This window comes from Primorskyibacter flagellatus (genome assembly GCF_900176485.1).
GTDB classification, from domain to species: domain Bacteria; phylum Pseudomonadota; class Alphaproteobacteria; order Rhodobacterales; family Rhodobacteraceae; genus Primorskyibacter; species Primorskyibacter flagellatus.
This window is the reverse complement of record NZ_FWYD01000001.1, coordinates 59,161-77,295: the sequence shown is the minus strand read 5'-3', so window position 1 is coordinate 77,295 and position 18,135 is coordinate 59,161. Positions and strand designations below refer to the sequence as shown.

20 protein-coding genes are annotated in these 18,135 nt (G+C 60.4%); 14 read left to right on the top strand and 6 right to left on the bottom strand.

Annotated elements, in window-relative coordinates:
- Nucleotides 1–237: 237 nt before the first annotated feature.
- The 6 genes from B8991_RS00365 to B8991_RS00340 all read left to right on the top strand — a co-directional run bounded on the left by B8991_RS00365 (nt 238) and on the right by B8991_RS00340 (nt 4,676).
- On the top strand, nt 238–693 hold the full coding sequence (locus B8991_RS00365; RefSeq protein WP_084350277.1) for a GNAT family N-acetyltransferase: 456 nt from the start codon (nt 238–240) through the stop codon (nt 691–693).
- Nucleotides 693–2,060: a DUF2927 domain-containing protein gene (locus B8991_RS00360; protein WP_084349832.1), complete on the top strand. Its 1,368-nt coding sequence runs from the start codon at nt 693–695 to the stop codon at nt 2,058–2,060. Before B8991_RS00365 ends, B8991_RS00360 begins: the two co-directional genes overlap by 1 nt.
- Nucleotides 2,057–2,224, top strand: a complete 168-nt coding sequence (locus B8991_RS00355; protein WP_084349831.1) for an apolipoprotein acyltransferase — start codon at nt 2,057–2,059, stop codon at nt 2,222–2,224. Before B8991_RS00360 ends, B8991_RS00355 begins: the two co-directional genes overlap by 4 nt.
- A gap of 6 nt (nt 2,225–2,230) precedes the next feature.
- A complete protein-coding gene (locus tag B8991_RS00350) occupies nt 2,231–3,415 on the top strand; it encodes a vWA domain-containing protein (RefSeq protein WP_084349830.1) in 1,185 nt (394 codons plus the stop codon).
- Between the two features lie 86 nt (nt 3,416–3,501).
- Entirely contained in the window at nt 3,502–3,930 is a 429-nt protein-coding gene (locus B8991_RS00345) for an OsmC family protein (protein WP_084349829.1), read from the top strand.
- Between the two features lie 62 nt (nt 3,931–3,992).
- Complete coding sequence (locus B8991_RS00340) at nt 3,993–4,676, top strand: M48 family metalloprotease (protein WP_084349828.1); 684 nt, start codon at nt 3,993–3,995, stop codon at nt 4,674–4,676.
- Between the two features lie 173 nt (nt 4,677–4,849).
- Here B8991_RS00340 and B8991_RS00335 read toward each other — a convergent pair whose 3' ends face one another.
- The 3 genes from B8991_RS00335 to B8991_RS00325 form a co-directional block, all read right to left on the bottom strand.
- Nucleotides 4,850–5,392, bottom strand: coding sequence for an RSP_2648 family PIN domain-containing protein (locus B8991_RS00335; RefSeq protein WP_084349827.1), 543 nt, complete (start codon nt 5,390–5,392; stop codon nt 4,850–4,852).
- A complete protein-coding gene (locus tag B8991_RS00330; RefSeq protein ID WP_084349826.1) occupies nt 5,389–6,585 on the bottom strand; it encodes an RSP_2647 family RNA methyltransferase in 1,197 nt (398 codons plus the stop codon). The genes B8991_RS00335 and B8991_RS00330 overlap by 4 nt, the downstream gene beginning before the upstream one ends.
- A 167-nt stretch (nt 6,586–6,752) precedes the next feature.
- Nucleotides 6,753–7,001 (bottom strand): hypothetical protein, encoded by a 249-nt coding sequence (locus B8991_RS00325; RefSeq protein WP_143514454.1) that lies wholly within the window; start codon nt 6,999–7,001, stop codon nt 6,753–6,755.
- A 536-nt stretch (nt 7,002–7,537) separates the two neighbouring features.
- On the opposite strand from B8991_RS00325, the gene B8991_RS21355 reads away from it, so the two are divergent.
- The 4 genes from B8991_RS21355 (at nt 7,538) to B8991_RS00305 (ending at nt 11,142) form a co-directional block, all read left to right on the top strand.
- Nucleotides 7,538–7,801 (top strand): hypothetical protein, encoded by a 264-nt coding sequence (locus tag B8991_RS21355; protein WP_179141394.1) that lies wholly within the window; start codon nt 7,538–7,540, stop codon nt 7,799–7,801.
- Between the two features lie 87 nt (nt 7,802–7,888).
- Complete coding sequence (edd, locus tag B8991_RS00315) at nt 7,889–9,694, top strand: phosphogluconate dehydratase (RefSeq protein ID WP_084349824.1); 1,806 nt, start codon at nt 7,889–7,891, stop codon at nt 9,692–9,694.
- Nucleotides 9,695–9,860: 166 nt separating this feature from the next.
- On the top strand, nt 9,861–10,502 hold the full coding sequence (gene eda / locus B8991_RS00310; protein WP_084350275.1) for a bifunctional 4-hydroxy-2-oxoglutarate aldolase/2-dehydro-3-deoxy-phosphogluconate aldolase: 642 nt from the start codon (nt 9,861–9,863) through the stop codon (nt 10,500–10,502).
- Nucleotides 10,503–10,605: 103 nt separating this feature from the next.
- Nucleotides 10,606–11,142 (top strand): hypothetical protein, encoded by a 537-nt coding sequence (locus tag B8991_RS00305; RefSeq protein ID WP_084349823.1) that lies wholly within the window; start codon nt 10,606–10,608, stop codon nt 11,140–11,142.
- Here B8991_RS00305 and B8991_RS00300 read toward each other — a convergent pair.
- Both B8991_RS00300 and B8991_RS00295 read right to left on the bottom strand, forming a co-directional pair.
- On the bottom strand, nt 11,134–11,406 hold the full coding sequence (locus tag B8991_RS00300) for a hypothetical protein (protein WP_084349822.1): 273 nt from the start codon (nt 11,404–11,406) through the stop codon (nt 11,134–11,136). The two genes, B8991_RS00305 and B8991_RS00300, sit on opposite strands and share 9 nt — an antisense overlap.
- Nucleotides 11,396–14,203 carry a [protein-PII] uridylyltransferase family protein gene (locus B8991_RS00295; RefSeq protein ID WP_084350274.1) on the bottom strand — a complete coding sequence of 936 codons (2,808 nt, stop codon included), beginning with the start codon at nt 14,201–14,203 and terminating at the stop codon, nt 11,396–11,398. Before B8991_RS00295 ends, B8991_RS00300 begins: the two co-directional genes overlap by 11 nt.
- Nucleotides 14,204–14,304: 101 nt before the next feature.
- Between B8991_RS00295 and B8991_RS00290 the strand changes: the two genes are divergently transcribed.
- The 4 genes from B8991_RS00290 (at nt 14,305) to B8991_RS00275 (ending at nt 16,855) form a co-directional block, all read left to right on the top strand.
- Nucleotides 14,305–14,775 (top strand): YbaK/EbsC family protein, encoded by a 471-nt coding sequence (locus B8991_RS00290; protein ID WP_084350273.1) that lies wholly within the window; start codon nt 14,305–14,307, stop codon nt 14,773–14,775.
- Between the two features lie 193 nt (nt 14,776–14,968).
- Nucleotides 14,969–15,406 (top strand): DUF2852 domain-containing protein, encoded by a 438-nt coding sequence (locus B8991_RS00285; RefSeq protein ID WP_084349821.1) that lies wholly within the window; start codon nt 14,969–14,971, stop codon nt 15,404–15,406.
- Nucleotides 15,407–15,503: 97 nt separating this feature from the next.
- Nucleotides 15,504–15,950, top strand: coding sequence for an RDD family protein (locus tag B8991_RS00280; RefSeq protein ID WP_084350272.1), 447 nt, complete (start codon nt 15,504–15,506; stop codon nt 15,948–15,950).
- An 86-nt stretch (nt 15,951–16,036) separates the two neighbouring features.
- Nucleotides 16,037–16,855, top strand: coding sequence for an arginyltransferase (locus B8991_RS00275; protein WP_084349820.1), 819 nt, complete (start codon nt 16,037–16,039; stop codon nt 16,853–16,855).
- Nucleotides 16,856–17,103: 248 nt separating this feature from the next.
- Here B8991_RS00275 and B8991_RS00270 read toward each other — a convergent pair whose 3' ends face one another.
- Complete coding sequence (locus B8991_RS00270) at nt 17,104–18,084, bottom strand: YihY/virulence factor BrkB family protein (protein ID WP_084349819.1); 981 nt, start codon at nt 18,082–18,084, stop codon at nt 17,104–17,106.
- Between the last annotated feature and the right edge of the window lie 51 nt (nt 18,085–18,135).

Genomic DNA, 18,135 nt, shown 5'->3' with positions numbered 1-18,135 from the left:
GGCATAAGGCCCCGGATCAGGTCCGGGGCGCGAGACGCGTCGCCGACCGCCGTCAAAGCCATTGCAAAACGTCATGTCTGTGGCAGATGACACAAGAGCGACCTTTGCCGACAAAATTCCGCTCATCCCGTTCCGTCATCATATGCAAGTTTGAAAAACTCGTTCTATACTGCCTGCAACATTGGGCAGACAAAATCACGGATGATCCAATACATCCGGACGAGCAGGCAGGCAGACATGACCCAACACAAGCAGGTATCGGTGCGCGCACTGCGCATCTCGGACGAATCTGAATGGCGGCGCCTGTGGACCGGCTATCTTGAATATTACGAGGCAGAGGTGCCCGAAGAAGTCTATGCCAGCAGTTTCGCCCGCCTTCTGGGCGATGATCCGCAAGACTTCAGCGGGATGATTGCTGTTGTTGACGGCACGCCGGTGGGGCTTGTGCACTACCTATTTCATCGCCACGGCTGGAAAGTCGAAAATGTCTGCTATCTGCAGGATCTTTACACAGATCCGTCTGTGCGGGGCACTGGAATTGGCCGCGCATTGATTGAAGCCGTCTATGCGAAAGCGGACGCCGCGGGCGCGCCCTCTGTCTATTGGCTGACGCAGGATTTCAACCACACGGCCCGAAAACTATACGACAAGGTCGGACGGCAGACTCCCTTCATCAAGTATCAGCGTCCGTAATGCGCCGTGCTCTCCTGCCGGTGCTGATCGTCCTGTCAGGCTGCGTCCCTTTGCCCGGCGACATGCCTGCAAATGCGGCGGTACAAAGTGTTGCATTTCCGTCAATGACCCATTTCATCACAAAGCCCCGGATGCTGCCCCCGCTGTCCAATGCGGATGTCGCGCGGGATTTCCTGGATCTGAGCTTTCAGCTTGAATCGGGCCGCGCGTTGCCGGTGCTGACCCGGTTCGAAGGCCCGATCCGTGTTCGTATCACCGGCGCACCGTCGGCCTCTCTGGGCGGCGATCTGGGCCGCTTGCTGCACCGTTTGCGCAGCGAGGCCGGGCTGGATATTTCAACCACCCATCGGTCCTCGGCAGAAATCACCATTCAGGCCGTGCCGCGCGACGAAATCCAGCGCGCCCTGCCGAAAGCCGCCTGCTTCGTCGCGCCGAACGTGACGTCACTGGCCCAGTACCGCCGCATGAAGCACAGCACCAGGATCAACTGGAGCCGACTGAAACGCCGTGACCGCCTTGCGATTTTCATACCCAACGATGTCAGCCCGCAGGAAATCCGCGACTGCCTGCATGAAGAACTGGCACAGGCGATCGGGCCACTGAATGACCTTTATCGCCTGCCGGATTCGGTGTTCAACGATGACAATGTCCACACCATCCTGACAGCGCATGACATGCTGATCCTGCGCACCTATTACCACAGCTCCCTTCACAGCGGTATGACCCGAGAAGAGGTCGCGGTGATGTTGCCGGGCATTCTTGCCAAGCTCAATCCCCAGGGGGAAACCCGCGCGCCCCGGCATCTGGCAGCCACTCCGCGCAACTGGATCTCGGCTATCGAGACCGCCCTTGGTCCCGGCGCTTCCCCGAACGAACGTCGGGACGCGGGCACACAGGCCGTTAAGATCGCCGGCGACCTGCACTGGACCGACCACCGCCGCGCCTTTTCGCATTTCGCAATGGGGCGCCTGTTGCTGGATGCCGATGCGGATAGCGCCCTCGAACAGTTCAAACTTGCGGATCGCTACTATGCCCGAACCCCGCAAACCGCGCTGCACCGCGCCTATATCGCCGCACAGCTTGCGGCCCACGCGATCAGCCAAGCCGATGGAAAGGGTGCTCTGACGCTGCTCTCGCCGCATTTCGACGCGGCTGCCCGCCACGAGAATGCCGCCCTTCTGTCCACCCTGATGTTGCTGCGTGTCGAAGCGCTGGACCTTGAGGGCCGCACCGCCGAGGCACAGGCGGAGCGGCTGGACAGTCTGGGCTGGGCGCGATACGGGTTCGGGGAAGATTGGGCAGTGCGCGCGAAGATGTACGAGATCGGCGCGCTCAACCCGCTGAAGAATAACACGGGCGGATCATGATCTACATCATCTTTGGCATCATCGGCGCGGTCATCGGCGGGCTGACCGCAAAGCGCCGCAAGGGCGCGGCTGCGGATATTGCGCAATATGCCGTCGTCTATTTCATCGCCTTTGCGCTTGTCGGCTTGATCCTGACCTTGCTGCTCGACCGATTCTTCGTCTAGCGCGCCATGTTCGTTCCGTTCTTCGAAAAGCTGCGGGACGCGGGTGTGCCGGTCTCCCTGCGCGAATACCTGACCTTTCTGGAGGCGATGAAGGCGGGTCTTGCGACCTATGATGTCGAAGGGTTCTACTATCTCGCGCGCAGCGCGATGGTGAAGGACGAACGCAATATCGACAAATTCGACCGCGCCTTCGCGGCCGCCTTCGAAGGGCTGGAAAACATCACCCTCGATCAGGTGCTTGAAGCCGTGGACCTGCCCGCCGACTGGCTGGAAAAGCGCGCGGAAAAACATCTGACGCCCGAGGAACGCGCCGAGATCGAGGCGCTTGGCGGGTTCGACAAGCTGATGGAAACGCTGCGCGAACGCCTGAAAGAGCAGCAGGGCCGACATCAGGGTGGCAACAAGTGGATCGGGACCGGCGGCACCTCGCCCTTCGGCGCATATGGCTACAACCCCGAAGGCGTGCGCATCGGCCAGGACAAATCCCGCCATCAGCGCGCGGTCAAGGTCTGGGACAAACGAGAGTTCCGCAACCTCGACGATTCAATCGAACTGGGCACCCGCAATATCAAGGTCGCCCTGAAACGCCTGCGCCGATGGGCCCGTGACGGTGCGGCCGACGAGCTCGACCTTGTTGGCACGATCCGGTCCACCGCCGAGCATGGCTATCTGGACGTGCAAACCCGGCCCGAGCGCCGCAACGCCGTCAAGGTGCTGCTGTTTCTTGATGTCGGCGGCAGCATGGACGCGCATATCCGCGTCGTGGAAGAACTGTTCAGCGCAGCGCGCGCCGAATTCAAGCATATGGAATATTTCTATTTCCATAACTGCCTGTATGAAGGGGTCTGGCGCGACAATCGTCGCCGCTGGAATGCCCAGACCCCAACGCAGGACGTGCTGCGCACCTACGGGTCAGACTACAAATGCATCTTTGTCGGGGATGCCTCGATGTCACCCTACGAGATCGCGTATCCCGGCGGTGCCAACGAACACTGGAACGCCGAGTCCGGCCAGACCTGGCTGACCCGCGCGCGCGAACAATGGCCCTCCAATCTTTGGCTCAATCCGGTGCCGCAAAGACAATGGGACTACACGCATTCCATCGCGATGATCCGCGAAATATTCGAGGACAACATGGTGCCGATGACACTTGAAGGGTTGGAACGCGGGATGCGCAGCCTGACGCGCTGAACAATTCCGCCGCTCGCTGGAACGGTAACGCGTCTCCGCGCGTTGGATTTGTGACTGCACGCATTCACCAAAGAAGGAGCTTACCGATGATCACCAAAAAAGGATCCGCCAAATGGTCCGGCGATTTGAAGACCGGCAAAGGGCACGTTTCCACGGAATCCGGCGCGCTTGACGATCAGCCCTACGGTTTCAACACCCGGTTCGACGGTCAGCCCGGCACCAACCCCGAAGAGCTGATCGGGGCGGCACATGCCAGTTGTTTCTCGATGGCGCTGTCACTTGTTCTCGCAGATCACGGTGCCACAGCCGATGAGATCAACACCACCGCCACCGTGTCGCTCGACAAGGACGGTGACGGTTTTGCGGTCAAGAAAGTGCATCTTGATCTGACGGCCAAGATCCCAGATCTGGACGAAGCCGCCTTCAACACGGCCGCCAATGCCGCGAAAGAAGGCTGCCCCATTTCCAAACTGTTCAAAGGCACCGAGATCACGCTGGACGCAAAACTGATCTAAAGACCGGACGCGCGCGCCATTTGACGCTTGCCGCGAGGGCGCGCGCGCCCCATATCAGGTCTATGCTGAAGTTCACCCCGATCCTTCTTGCCTTGCTCTACGCGTTCGCGATGTACCATTTCTCGGCGTGGCGCACCCGCAAAGAGCTTGACGCAAGATCGACAGAATTGGCGGACTCGCGTCTCAAGTCGATAACGGACCGATTGGCAACCGCGCTCGATCTGAAGCGCATTCGTGTCCATATCTACGAGATCGACCCGGTGAACGGATTGGCCGCCCCTGACGGACGCATCTTCATCACCCGAGGTTTCTACCGGAAATACGAGTCCGGCGAGGTCACAGCAGAGGAGCTCGCCTCGGTCATCGCGCATGAATTGGGACATGTTGCCCTTGGCCACACACGCCGCCGAATGATCGATTTTTCCGGTCAAAACGCGTTGCGCACCGCTCTTGCGTTGCTGCTCAGCCGTTTCTTGCCCGGTATCGGCGTGATGATCGCAAATGCGCTGACCAGCCTGCTTGCTGCACGCCTCAGCCGCGGCGACGAATACGAGGCAGACGCCTATGCCGCTGCCCTGTTGACCAAAACCGGCATCGGCACAGCCCCGCAAATCTCGCTTTTTGAAAAACTCGATGCCCTCACCGCTGCGCGGTCCGGCGCGGTCCCTGCCTGGCTGATGAGCCACCCGAAAACATCCGAACGCATCGCCGCCATCCAAAGCCTGTCGTCTCGCTGGCAAGGCTGAAAAGATACCCGACACTCGGTCTGCATCTTCTTCTTGGCAAAAATACTCCGGGGAGCGCGAGGGGCTGGCCCCTCGCTTCGGCCATTCATCAAGATCACCGCATCCGTCAACTTAGCAAACCGCGTCGCAAAGCCGCCGATCCCCCCGTCTCCGGAAACGAACCGTCGCTTCGGTCAAGCCGCCAACGCTTTACCCAAACGTGGTAAACGGGCTTTCTTGAACAAACGACGCGTATCCCATTCTTCCCCGGACAGTCGGCACGCCTCGGCCAGCACGGCGTCAGCCACCTTGCAAACCGGCTCTGGTTCCGCCTCGAAACAGCCAAGCAGAAATCCGTCCGGATCGGCGCGGGACAGGCCCTCTTCGGCCAACAAGCCACGGGGAAAATCCTTGGCGTTCATCGTCAGGATCACGTCGGCCGAACCTGCAATCGCGGCGGCAAGAACATGTATGTCATTTGGATCCGGCAACCATAACCGGCGCATCAGACCTTCAGACACCTTCACCTCGGCTCGCGGCCAGGCCGCTTGCAAGAGCGCGATTTCGCCACGCGCCAACGCCTCGCCTTCGGACCCCAGCTTCCGCGCGGCCAACGCCCATTCTTCCAGCAATCGCGCCGACCATCGCGGCTCGAATACGCCCTGTCCGGCAACGCCCAACACCATTTCCCGCATCACCGTCGGATACAGGACACAGGCGTCGATCAGTACCCTCACAGGCGAAAAACCAACGCCTTGAGATAACCGCTTTCGATCAGCTGCGGCAGTTGCGGATGATCCGGTCCGGCAAAGCCGGTATGCAGCAAAACCGGCCGCCGTCCGGCGCGGCCAATACCGCGCAGGCAGGCCCCGGTAAATTTCTCAAGATCAGCGGCGTGGGAGCACGAACACAGCACCAGATAGCCGCCCTCTACCACAAGCGCCGCCGACAGACGTGCGATGCGCTCATAGGCGCGCAGCCCTGCCTCCAATGTCGGCTTGCTTGGCGCAAATGCGGGTGGATCACAGATCACCACATCAAACCGTTCAGCCTCTGTCGCCAAGGCCGCGAGCGTCTCAAACGCGTCCCCACGCCGGGTTGCGAACCGGTCCGAAGCGCCCATTCGTTCCGCCGCTTCGGCAGCCAATGCCAATGCCGGGGCCGACGCGTCAACAGCCAAGGCAGAGGCCGCACCGCCTGCCAGCCCTGCCAGAGCAAAGCCACCGACATGGCTGAACACATCAAGAACCCGTGCGTCGTGGCACAGGCGCGCGGCCATGGCGTGATTTGGACGTTGGTCATAGAAAAGCCCGGTCTTCTGCCCGCTTGTGAGGTCGGCCATATAAGTGGCTCCGTTCATCTCGACCGGAACCGCGGCGTCTGGCGCGGATCCGCGCAACACGGCATTGACATCGTCCAGACCTTCCAGCTGTCTGCCGCGCCCACCAGAGCTTTTGAGAACGCAAGTGACACCGGTCACGCGCACCAAGGCTTCGGCCAGTTCGTCCAGAAGCAGGTCCGCCCATGCGGCATTGGGCTGAATCACGCAAGTATCGCCGAACCGGTCGATGATGACGCCCGGCAGGCCGTCCGCTTCTGCATGGACAAGGCGGTAGAACGGAGCATCGAACAACCGGATGCGCAAATCCAATGCGCGCTTCAGCCGTGCCACGAACCAGTCGACATCCGGCACCGGAGCATCGGCTGGCCCCAGAATCCGGGCGATGATTTTTGACGCGGGATTGACCGCGACCATCGCCAGAGGCGCGCGCTCGGCATCCTCCAGCACCGCGATGGTTCCTGGCGCAAGCGCCTTGGTCCGGCGGTCAAGCACCGTTTCATTGGCAAAAACCCAAGGCGCGCCGCGGCGGATCGCACGGGTGTTGGCGTTGGGACGAAGGCGGATTACGGGCAATGTGGGCAATGTCATGCCCACCTCTTACGCGCGCCGGCGCGCGGGGGAAAGCCCAACCGGCACACCGCGCTTTCCCGATTGCATAATGTGGATTTGCAACACAGCCTGAATGTGGCATCCGCCGATACAGGCATGCCAAATCCGATTACATGACCGCAATAACAAGCTCGTCAGCGGTGCAATCAGGAGTTTTGCTTGCGCGCAGCACCTTCGGCCTTGCAAACCTGATCTGCCAACTCGACAGACATAGTGCTGGGTCGATTGATCGAGCGATCCCAATCCAGCACCTCTTTTGTGTAAAGCTGGCATGTAACCACACCTTGCTTTGTCTGCACCTGAACCGGTTCGGTTTCGAAATATTCAGGTGAAGTGCATCCCGCCAAAGCGATCGCGCCCACAAGCATCAGTCCGGATTTTGTTACTATTGTCATGTGTCTCTCACTCATTAGTTTACTCGAAATTTTGCCTAGCTGTTGGAAGGGACGATCGCTGCGGCCGCAATCCCCGCATCAAGATTGCGTTGTGCGTACGGGTTTTTTAGCTTGGATTCGCGACAATATTGACGTGCAAGCCGCGCTGCGGTGCGTCGGTCGCCACCGGTTCTGGTCTGGATTTGCGTGACAAACGCCCGTGTGCCGCGGTCCCACCAGACCAGGTTATCAATATATCTGACGCATGGGTGCGTCGCGGCTTGAACTGCGGCCGGTGCCGTGACCGCTGGCTCGACAACCGGGTCGGACAAGGCACCAGCGAAGGCAGGTGAAGCCACCAGAGCACAGGCAAAGACCCCGGCCTTGCAGCGCAATAGGCGTTTGGACAGTTTTACCGAGCTTAGAGTCATGGCAGTTTTCTCACAGTTGATGCGTGGCCGACATCGCGAAGACGTTATTAACCGACCGTCTGTCAATTAGGATTCCATGGGATGTTCAGGATCGCATTTCGTTACCGATAAAGTTACGACAAGTGGATGAAATTTCAACCGGATCTGAAAGCACTGTATCGAAGCAGATTAGCGCAATGGTCATCGGTTATTCGCCACGGGCTGATTATTGCGAGGCAGGCTACATCGCCTGACGCCGAGCCCGCATCATTTTTACATTCCTTAACAGTCATCAAACTGGCCTCCATCACGAGACTTCTAATTACTTATCGTAAACGTATCGTTCGACGCGGCACGCATCTCTTGGCAATAGCACAAAGTGAAGACAGTTTCTTCGCGACTGCCGCATAGATGACACAGCCGATGCCCTTTTGCCTTTACTGTTAGCGCTAACTAAACTAGATCATCAGCAAAACTCCCCTGTCACTGGAGCCCGACATGAGCCTCAACGCCACCGTTTCCCGTGTCACCAAGCGGATCGAAGACCGATCCGCCGATCACCGCGCCGCCTATATGGACAAGATGCGTCGTGCTGCCGAAGAAGGCCCGCGCCGCGCGCATCTGACCTGTGGCAATCAGGCCCACGCCTTTGCTGCCGCCCTTTCCGATCAGGACACACTGGCCGCTGGCCGCGTGCCGAATATCGGCATTGTCACCGCCTACAACGACATGCTGTCCGCGCATCAACCGTTCGAGACCTATCCCGCACTCATCAAGGATGCCGCCCGCGCCGCAGGTGGCACTGCGCAAGTGGCCGGTGGTGTGCCCGCGATGTGCGATGGGGTCACGCAGGGGCAGGTCGGGATGGAACTGTCGCTGTTTTCGCGAGATGTGATCGCATTGGCGACCGGCGTGGCGCTGTCTCACAACGTGTTCGACTCGGCGGTCTATCTGGGTGTCTGCGACAAGATCGTTCCCGGACTGGTGATCGCAGCGGCAACCTTCGGTTATATTCCCGGCATTTTCCTGCCAGCGGGTCCGATGCCCTCGGGCCTGCCCAATGACGAGAAAGCCAAGGTCCGCCAGAAATTTGCCACGGGCGAGGTTGGCCGTGACGCGCTGATGAAGGCCGAAATGGAAAGCTATCATTCGCCCGGCACCTGCACGTTTTACGGCACCGCCAATTCCAACCAGATGCTGATGGAGTTCATGGGGCTTCACCTGCCCGGCGCGTCTTTCGTCAATCCGGGCACGCCGCTGCGCGATGCGCTGACCGTTGCGGGCGCCGAACGTGCGCTGGAGATCACGGCCCTTGGCAATGATTATCGGCCTGTGTGCGACGTGCTGGACGAAAAGGCCTTCGTGAACGGCATTGTCGGCCTGATGGCAACGGGCGGATCGACCAACCTTGTGCTGCACCTGCCCGCCATGGCGCGTGCCGCTGGCATCCATCTGGCATTGGAGGATTTCGACGAGTTGTCTTCCGTCACGCCGCTGATGGCCAAGGTCTATCCCAACGGTCTGGCGGACGTGAACCATTTCCACGCGGCCGGCGGGCTTGGCTACATGATCGGCGAGTTGCTGGAGGCGGGCCTGCTGCATCCCGACACAAAGACGATCGCGGGCGATGGTCTGGCGCTCTACGCTCAGGAACCAAAGCTGAAGGATGGCCGCGTCATTTGGGAACCCGGTCCGCGCGAAAGCCAGAACGACCGCATCCTGCGCCCTGTGACCGACCCGTTCCAGCCGTCAGGTGGTCTTGCGCAGATGTATGGCAACCTTGGTCACGGCATGATGAAGGTTTCGGCCGTCGCGCCGGAACGTCGGGTGATCGAGGCTCCTGCCCGCGTCTTTCACGATCAGGACAGCGTCAAGGTCGCCTTCAAGGCCGGAGAGATCACCACCGACACGATTGTCGTGGTGCGTTTTCAGGGACCGCAAGCCAATGGCATGCCTGAACTGCACGGGCTGACGCCGACGCTTGCCGTGCTTCAGGATCGCGGGTTGAAAGTGGCGCTTGTTACGGACGGTCGTATGTCCGGCGCATCCGGCAAGGTGCCGTCCGCCATCCATATCAGCCCCGAAGCCGCCGCAGGCGGCCCACTGGCAAAGGTGCGCGACGGCGACATCATTCGCGTCGATGCGACCAATGGCAAGATCGAGTGCCTTGCACCCGATTTCGACAGCCGCGAGGTTGTGACAGCCGATCTGAGCGGCAACGGCCATGGCGTCGGGCGCGAGTTGTTCGAGGTTTTCCGCCGCAACGCGGGCATCGCCGCCACCGGTGCCGGGGTTGTTGTATGAGCCTCTTGCCGTCACAGCAAATTTGACACGCCTGAAGGCAACCGCTAACGCTGCCTTCAAATTCTCAATCGCGCAAGACATGAAACTTTCGTCAGTTTCCAGCATCGCGCGCTCCTGCGGTAAACGCTATTCCAATTGCCTCCAACAGCAACAGGTTTGAATGATGATGACTCCTCAAGACGCCAGCAAACGCACTGAAGAGGTTTGCCGCCTCGCCCCTGTCATTCCGGTTTTGGTGATCGAAGATGCCAAGATCGCCCGCCCTCTGGCAGAGGCGCTGGTGGCGGGCGGTTTGCCCGCGCTGGAGGTCACGTTGCGCACCCCCGCCGCGCTGGATGCGATCCGCGAGATGGCAAAGGTCAACGGCGCGCATGTCGGTGTCGGCACGCTGCTGACGCCCGAAGATGTCACGGCTGCCATTGAGGCAGGTGCGCGTTTCGGCGTCTCGCCCGGTGCGACCGACCGAATTCTCGATGCCGTCGAAGCCGCAGATCTGCCCACCCTGCCCGGTGCTGCCACCGCGTCGGAAGCGATGCGCCTTCTGGAGCGTGGTTACACCGTCCAGAAGTTCTTTCCGGCCGAGGCCAATGGCGGTGTCCCGGCGCTGAAAGCCATTGGGTCACCAATCCCGCAAGTGAAATTCTGCCCCACCGGCGGCGTGTCACTGAAAAACGCGCCAGACTATCTTGGCTTGTCCAACACGCTTTGCGTTGGCGGAAGCTGGGTTGCGCCAAAGAACCTGATTGACGCAGGCGATTGGGCAGCGATCGAGGCACTGGCACGCGAGGCCGCGGCACTGGCGCGTTAAGGACAATTTGCCGAATACTTGACCAAAATTAGCGCTTCTTGTTAAAACCCATACAGTTATTCAGTCTGATCGCAGTCTATTTTGCGATCATCAGAGGTATTGTATGGTATTGAGTGCAAGAGATTTCCGCGCGGATTGCGCGAACTGTGTCGGGCTATGCTGTGTCGCGTTCGCCTTCGATTCATCTGACGATTTCGCAATCGACAAGCCCGCAGATGTGCCCTGCCCCAATCTGCGCGATGACTATCTATGCAGCATCCACGAGTCCCTTGAAGAGGAGGGGTTCGGAGGATGTGCGCGCTATGATTGTCTGGGCGCAGGGCAGCTTGTGACACAAGAGCTGTTCGAAGGGCGCGGCTGGCGCGAAAACCCGGCCCAGTTCGCCCCGATGATGCAGACTTTCCGCAACGCCCGCGAGGTACAGTCGCTGCGGGCCATGCTGGTCTCGGCAGGTCGGTTCCCACTTTCCAAGGCGGAGAACGAAAAGCGCCTTGGCCTTTTGGCGGAATGTGAGCCAGACGGCGATTGGAGCAGAGCCTGGATCGACGGCATCCTCGCAGGGACGGTTCCGAGACGCGTCAAAAACTTTCTGACCTCCCTCAGGCACCATATCGAGCGCGGCCGCCGCCCCTTACGATGATTGACGCCGCCCGCGCCATCCGCCCCGGCGCCGAGCCGTGGTCCTCTCTGCCAAGCCTTCGGTCAAAACCTGCGTCATGGGATGATCCGCGCGGCCCGACGCGTAGCGGTCAAGCAACAGTCCGATATTCGAAGACGTGTCCGCGTCCACCGGCAGGGCCAACGCCCAATCCATGAAGATGGACCGGCATTCTTCCAAGCTGATGCCTTCAATCCGGTAGGATTCCTGTATCAGACCCTTGGGGTCAATCGCGTCACCCTTCATCGTCACGCCTTTCCTTTTCGTCAACCATTGGCAGCGCCTCGTCTATGATCCTCGCGGCGGCCCCCGTCAACGTGTCCAGCTTGTCGCGCAGACCCGCGATGGTGTCCGCCTCTGTCAGCCGCATCAGAAATGTGCCGGCACCAGCACCAAGATCGTCCACATCCAGCGGTGCCTCCGACAACAGTCGCGAAGCCAGTTGCAGCGACCAGCACAACGCGTAGGCTTCGCGCAATGTCACGACATCCTTTGCAGTCAACCACCCGCTATTCGCAGCACCGCTCAGCCCCTCGCGGACACGGCGCTGGCCCTTGCCGGCAAGCAACGCGCCCGCTTGGGACACCAGTTCGATATCCTGAAGCCGCCCGGCCCCGATCTTGGCATCCCAATCGCTGACCTTTGATTTGGCTGACGCAATCCGGGCGCGCATCTTTGCCAGTTCGGTCAGCACCACCTGTTGCGAGGGCGGGGTTGAAAGCACCTCACGCCGCAATGCCTCGACATCCTGGCACAACTCAGCTGGCCCAGCCAGGGCACGCGCGCGGGTCAGGGCCAGATGCTCCCAGATCCAGGCATCTTCCCTCTGGTAGGCCTTGAAACTGTCCAGACTGGTCGCCACCGGTCCCTGCTTTCCAGACGGGCGCAGCCGCATATCCATCTCGTAAAGCCGCCCCTCGGCAGTCGAGGCGGTCACGGCGGTGATCAGGGCCTGTGTCAGCCGAGCATAGTAGCTGCGGGCATTCAGTGGTCGCCGTCCATCAGAGTTTTCAACCCCGTCGGCATCGTAAATCACGATGACATCCAGATCCGAGGTCGGATGCAGCCGCGCAGCTCCCATCGACCCCATGCCCAGAACCATCGCTCCACGCCCCGGCGGATCGCCGTGTTTGGCGGCGAATTGCGCCATCACGTCAGGGTAAAGTCCCGACAGCGACGCTTCGGCCAGATCGGCATATTGCAGCGCGGCCTCCTCCGCATCGCTTAGCCCGCGCAGAAGGTGAACGCCGATGCGAAAATGCCATTCCTTGCCCCAGCGACGGGTGGCATCAAGTTTACGCTCATAATCGTCTTCGCGGGCCAGATGGTCGCGCAATTCGCGAACCAAAGCCGCCTTTCCGGGCCAGACGGAAAAGAAATCGCCGCCGATCACCGCATCGAAAACGCCCGAATTGCGTGACAGGTGCCGGGCGAGCGCGGGGGCCGTCCCGACAATATCCACCAGAAGATCAATAAGCTGCGGGTTGGCATCGAACAGTGAAAATAGCTGCACCCCGGCGGGCAAGCCTTTGAGAAAGCCGTCGAACGCGGCCAGTGCCTCGTCGGGGCGACCGGACTTGGCCAGCCGGGCCATGATCTCGGGGCGCAGGCGTTTGAAGATCGACATGGCGCGCCCCGACCGCAACGCAGGATAGCGCGGCCAGGCTGCGGTGATCTCGGCTTCATTCTCGAACTGCGTCTGGTAGCTTTCGCCCCGGTCGCTGTCAGGCGCGAAGAACCCTTCCGTCAGCTCGTGGACCTCGGCCAGCCTGTCCGTCAACTCGCGGCGCATCGTCGTCTCGTCCATCCCCATGAAGGCTGCGAGCCGGGACATCCCCTCCGCCGAACTAGGCAGCAGATGGGTCTGGGCATCCTGGATCATCTGCACCCGGTGTTCGACCTCCCGGTGGCTTCGGTAATGCGCGGCCAGCTTGTCCGAGGTATCGCGCGGCAGCCACCCCTTGTCGGACAGCACCGAAAGGCCCGGCACCGTGCCCCGCACCCGCAGATCCGGATCGCGCCCGCCTGCGATGATCTGGCGCGTCTGGGTAAAAAACTCGATCTCGCGGATGCCGCCGCGACCGAGTTTCATATTGTGATCCTCCAGCCGGACCGCCCTGCCCAATCCCTTGTGTTCGCGGATGCGCAACCGCATGTCATGCGCGTCCTGAATGGCCGCGAAATCCAGATGTTTGCGCCAGACAAAGGGGGTCAGCACCTCCAGAAACCTGTTGCCCGCTTCTATGTCGCCCGCGCAGGGACGCGCCTTGATATAGGCGGCACGCTCCCACGTTCTGCCCAGGCTTTCATAGTAGCGTTCCGCGGCCTCCATCGCGATGCAGACGGGGGTGACCGACGGATCGGGACGCAGCCGCAGATCGGTGCGAAAGACATAACCGTCGCCGGTCAGATCGTTCAGCATCGCCGCCATTTTACGCGTTGCGCGGACCAGACTGGACCGGGCATCGTGGAAATCATCCGGCTCATAACGGGTTTCATCGAACAGGCAGATCAGGTCGATATCGGACGAATAGTTCAACTCGCCCGCGCCCATCTTGCCCATCGCCAGCACCGTCATGCCGCCTGCGGTGGCAATATCGTCCTCGCCCTGCCCCGGCAGTTTGCCGCGCCTGATTTCGGTGCCCACGGTCGCGCGCAAAGCTGTGGCGCAGGCGGTATCAGCCAGATCAGTCAGGGTGCCCGTGACGGTCTCCAACGGCCAGACGCCACCAAGATCGGCCAGCGCCGTCAATAGCGCGATGCGGCGCTTGGCGCGGCGCAGCTCAACCGGCAGCACATCGGGCGCAATTTCGTCCAGCCGGGAGATCTCGGCCCCGGCGGCACCTTCGGCATCATCCAGCGCGCCTTGCAACCAGTCGGTTTCCTTGCCGATCAACCCTGCCAGATAGGGCGAACAACCCGCCGTGCCTTCGATCAGCCGCCCGACATCGCCCTTTGCCCAAGGGGTCAATGCAAGGGCGTCGGTGCCGCGGTCAGGCTCGAACGGGATGGGACAACGGGTGATCCGATTGGCAAAGCTCATGGCGGGCAAGATGCGCCGCGCGTGCAAAGAGGTCAATCCGCCTTGCCGCCATGCGCGGCCTGGGTCAGATTGCATCCAATCAAGCGATAACCGGAGGGACTATGTCCAAATCATTGAAACGCGTGTGCGCCGCGCTGGAAGCCGCAGGCATCGCTCCGGACATCCGGGAGATGGGTCAGACCCGAACCGCGCAGGAAGCCGCAGATGCCGCTGGCTGCGCCGTGGACCAGATCGTCAAATCCATCATTTTCCGCGGCCAAAACAGCGGTCAGGTGCTGTTGTTCCTGACCGCTGGTGGCAATCGCGTGGACGCAGACAAGGCAAGTGTGGTCGCGGGCGAGGCGCTCGACAAGGCGGATGCGGCGCTGATCCGGACGCAAACAGGCTTTGCGATCGGTGGCGTCGCGCCGGTAGGTCATCTGAACCCGATCCGGTCCTGGATGGACCCACGCCTGCTGGCGTTCGATCAGGTTTGGGCAGCAGCCGGCACGCCGCGCCACATTTTCCAGATCGACCCAACAGAGATTATGCGCCTGACAGGGGCTGAAACTGCACAATTTACCCAGAAATAGGCAGATATTCTTACGTATTTCAGACTGAAAAAACTGCTTGTCCTTTCAGTTTTTTAACCATTTTTTATATTTATAACAATACGTTAACTTTATAATGTAAATCACCTTCACATAAACCCTTGCAAAGCCGCTCCGCAATGCCAATCTAGATAATGTGAAAACACTTCACATTGACACGCAAACGGAGAGACACATGAACACCGCCGCCGCTTATGAACCCTATGCCAGCACCGGTCGGAGCTGGTTGTCGCGCAGCGAAGCGTGGCTCGACAGCAAGGGCAAGGGTGCCTGGATTGCCGTCATGGTACTCGGCTTTATCTTTTTCTGGCCTGTCGGCCTCGCCCTTCTTGCCTATCTGATATGGAGTAAACGAATGTTCGGAAAATCCTGTCGCAATTCCCGCAGCACCGTGCTGAGCCAAGGCTTCAAGGCCTCGCGCACAACCGGTAACGCCGTCTTTGACGCCTACAAGGCCGATACGCTGCGCCGTCTGGAAGAGGAACAGGAACAGTTCGAAAGCTTCCTGGAACGCCTGCGCGAAGCCAAGGACAAGGCCGAGTTCGACCAGTTCATGGAAGACCGCTCGCGTCGCGTCGCGGAAACCCAAAAGACCGAGGACGAAAACGCCTGATCTCCCTCCAGGTGCGAAATGTCCCTCCGGCATGGCCAGCGCGGCCATGCCGATCCGCTCTGTACATTGAAACCAGAGGCTTTGAACACAGATGACGATGACCCAAACCCGATACATCCTGCCCGATCCGGCGATGCAGCCGGAATTTTATGCCGGCATCCCGACGAAACGGCTATTGGCCTGGGTTGTCGATACCGCCATCACGCTCGCGTTGATGGTGCCCGCCGTGGTATTGACCGCCTTCACCGGCTTGTTTTTTCTGCCTTTCCTCTACCTCGTGGTTGGCTTCGTCTACCGGGTCGCAACCCTGTCCGGCGGTTCTGCCACATGGGGAATGCGGATGATGGCGATGGAACTGCGCGACCAACAAGGTGCCCGGTTCGACTTTGGGCAGGCCTTTCTGCACACGCTGGGCTACAGCCTGTCCTGGGCCTTCGCCCCTGCACAACTGGTGTCGATGGTCTTGATGCTGACCACAGACCGCGCGCAGGGCCTGACCGACATCTTCATGGGCTCGGTGGCGATCAATCGTCGAGCGCTTTGACCCGGTGCCAAAGGTCCCTGCGCTAGGGGGTTGGCGACAGAAAAGACTGTTGTTAGTCTTTGTGACAAGCTTATGAAGTTTCACACATGCGCCACTCTCTTCCTCTCGCCCCGCAATTCTATGTGACGGCTCCTCAACCCTGCCCCTATCTTGAGGGGCGGATGGAAAGAAAGCTGTTCACCGCCCTTCAGGGCGAGACGGCCGAGACGCTGAACAACGCCCTGTCAAAACAGGGCTTTCGGCGCTCTCAGAATGTGCTGTACCGGCCATCCTGTGCCGATTGCGCGGCCTGTCTTTCGGCACGGATCGACGTCGCCTCTTTCCGTCCGTCGAAAAGTCAACGCCGGGCAATGAAGCGCAATGCCGACCTCAAACGTCGGGCAACCTCAACCTGGGCCACGGAACAGCAATACGACCTGTTCCGGGCCTATCTGGACGAACGCCATGCCGATGGCGGCATGGCCGATATGGACGTGTTCGAATTCGCTGCAATGATCGAGGAAACCCCGATCCGGTCGCGGGTCATCGAATATGCCGATGAAGAAGACACGTTGACCGCAGTCTGCCTGACGGACGTTCTGGATGACGGGGTCAGCATGGTGTATTCCTTCTACCGTCCCGAACAAGCTTGGCGCAGCTTTGGCACATTCATGATTCTCGATCACATCGAAATCGCGCGCGAGGCCGGTCTGCCCTATGTCTACCTTGGTTACTGGGTGCCGGGCAGCGCCAAGATGGGCTACAAGGCGCGGTTTTCCGGGCTGGAAGTGTTTCGCGAAAATCGCTGGCAACAAGTGCCCGACCCCGAACAGATAGAGGCCGACAGCCATCCCTTGTCGACCGAGCCGATTGCCGAGCAGGTTGCCAATATTGCTTTGCCCGGTGTGCGTCCCGCAAAACGCTGATCCCATGGCGGAGCCACAACAACATCGGCCCGCCACGGCTCAGGACGGCCTCTGCGCTTCCACCTATAGCAAAGCCAACGCGAATTTGGTGCCTAGACAACAAGAACTCCGCACAACCGCCCGAGCTTTGGGATGCTCTGCGCGCTGCCCCGCTCGCGATACCCGCCCCGGGCTTGACCCGGGGCCTCTGCCGCCAATGTTACACGGCCTCCGGTGCCATTAGGCGAACCCCGACGCCGACTGACGGGTCACACCTGCCCGATATGTTCCGGCGGCGGCTCATTATCAACAGCGACACCGCCCACCCGATTTGCCGCCCTTGCGCCACGACGTCCCAGCCGACGAGTCGGACCCACCGTTGTGTCCTGCGCGGTCTGCGCCTCGGTCTCGGCGTCCAGTTCGGCACCAAGAAGGATGATGAAGGCCGAAACCCACATCCACATCAACAGGACAATGACGCCCGACAATGCCCCGAAAGTTTCATTATAACCGGCAAAGTTGCGCGCGTAGTAGGAAAACGCCAAAGTGCCCGCGACCCACAACACGCAGCTGAGCAGGACCCCCGGCGTGATCCAGCGCCACCGCGCCGGGGTCCGGCTTGGCCCCCAACGGAACAGAAGCGCAATGCCAAGCCCCGCGGCGACCAGCAGCAAGGGCCAGCGCAACACCTGCGCCAGCCAGTCCGTGACCGGCCCAACCGCAAGATAGCTGAGCGCCACCGGCAACGCGACGACCGCCGCCACCGCCATCAGAAATCCGAAAATAAGGCCCAGTGTCAGCACGACACGCATGAAATATATCCGCACGATTGACCGCTTCTCAGCCTCTCCGAAAGCGACGTTCAGACCCTGCATCAGCGCCTGAACCGCGAGTGACGCGGAATAGACAGCAAGCGCGAAACCGATCCATGCAGCAAATGTCAGCCCTGACGAGCTTGCCCCCGCAACCTCGGCGGCCTGATCGATCATGATACTGGCCGCATTTTCCGGCAGACCCTCGGTAATGGCGCTTAACTGCTCGACGACAATATCCGGCTGCGACACCAGCCCGGCAATCGCCATGATCGCCGTGATCGCGGGAAATAATGCAAGCAATCCATAAAAAGCACATCCGGCGGCGATTAGCCCCAGATTGTCTTCCAGCATGCCATTGTAGACGCGCTTGAGAATGTCCCACCAGCCCCGCAATGGGATTTGCGTAGGGGTTTGCGCGTCGTGGCCTCTGTCCATGTCTTGAATCTCTCCGTTGGTAAACGAACGCGCCGCCCGCCCTTAGGTTCC

Excerpts from the sequence above, each read along its gene's own strand:
- B8991_RS00365 (WP_084350277.1), top strand. The coding sequence starts at position 238 with ATGACCCAACACAAGCAGGTATCGGTGCGCGCACTGCGCATCTCGGAC.
- B8991_RS00360 (WP_084349832.1), top strand. The coding sequence starts at position 693 with ATGCGCCGTGCTCTCCTGCCGGTGCTGATCGTCCTGTCAGGCTGCGTC.
- B8991_RS00355 (WP_084349831.1), top strand. The coding sequence starts at position 2,057 with ATGATCTACATCATCTTTGGCATCATCGGCGCGGTCATCGGCGGGCTG.
- B8991_RS00350 (WP_084349830.1), top strand. The coding sequence starts at position 2,231 with ATGTTCGTTCCGTTCTTCGAAAAGCTGCGGGACGCGGGTGTGCCGGTC.
- B8991_RS00345 (WP_084349829.1), top strand. The coding sequence starts at position 3,502 with ATGATCACCAAAAAAGGATCCGCCAAATGGTCCGGCGATTTGAAGACC.
- B8991_RS00340 (WP_084349828.1), top strand. The coding sequence starts at position 3,993 with ATGCTGAAGTTCACCCCGATCCTTCTTGCCTTGCTCTACGCGTTCGCG.
- B8991_RS00330 (WP_084349826.1), bottom strand. The coding sequence starts at position 6,585 with ATGACATTGCCCACATTGCCCGTAATCCGCCTTCGTCCCAACGCCAAC.
- B8991_RS00325 (WP_143514454.1), bottom strand. The coding sequence starts at position 7,001 with ATGACAATAGTAACAAAATCCGGACTGATGCTTGTGGGCGCGATCGCT.
- B8991_RS21355 (WP_179141394.1), top strand. The coding sequence starts at position 7,538 with ATGAAATTTCAACCGGATCTGAAAGCACTGTATCGAAGCAGATTAGCG.
- edd (WP_084349824.1), top strand. The coding sequence starts at position 7,889 with ATGAGCCTCAACGCCACCGTTTCCCGTGTCACCAAGCGGATCGAAGAC.
- eda (WP_084350275.1), top strand. The coding sequence starts at position 9,861 with ATGACTCCTCAAGACGCCAGCAAACGCACTGAAGAGGTTTGCCGCCTC.
- B8991_RS00305 (WP_084349823.1), top strand. The coding sequence starts at position 10,606 with ATGGTATTGAGTGCAAGAGATTTCCGCGCGGATTGCGCGAACTGTGTC.
- B8991_RS00300 (WP_084349822.1), bottom strand. The coding sequence starts at position 11,406 with ATGAAGGGTGACGCGATTGACCCCAAGGGTCTGATACAGGAATCCTAC.
- B8991_RS00295 (WP_084350274.1), bottom strand. The coding sequence starts at position 14,203 with ATGAGCTTTGCCAATCGGATCACCCGTTGTCCCATCCCGTTCGAGCCT.
- B8991_RS00290 (WP_084350273.1), top strand. The coding sequence starts at position 14,305 with ATGTCCAAATCATTGAAACGCGTGTGCGCCGCGCTGGAAGCCGCAGGC.
- B8991_RS00285 (WP_084349821.1), top strand. The coding sequence starts at position 14,969 with ATGAACACCGCCGCCGCTTATGAACCCTATGCCAGCACCGGTCGGAGC.
- B8991_RS00280 (WP_084350272.1), top strand. The coding sequence starts at position 15,504 with ATGACCCAAACCCGATACATCCTGCCCGATCCGGCGATGCAGCCGGAA.
- B8991_RS00275 (WP_084349820.1), top strand. The coding sequence starts at position 16,037 with ATGCGCCACTCTCTTCCTCTCGCCCCGCAATTCTATGTGACGGCTCCT.
- B8991_RS00270 (WP_084349819.1), bottom strand. The coding sequence starts at position 18,084 with ATGGACAGAGGCCACGACGCGCAAACCCCTACGCAAATCCCATTGCGG.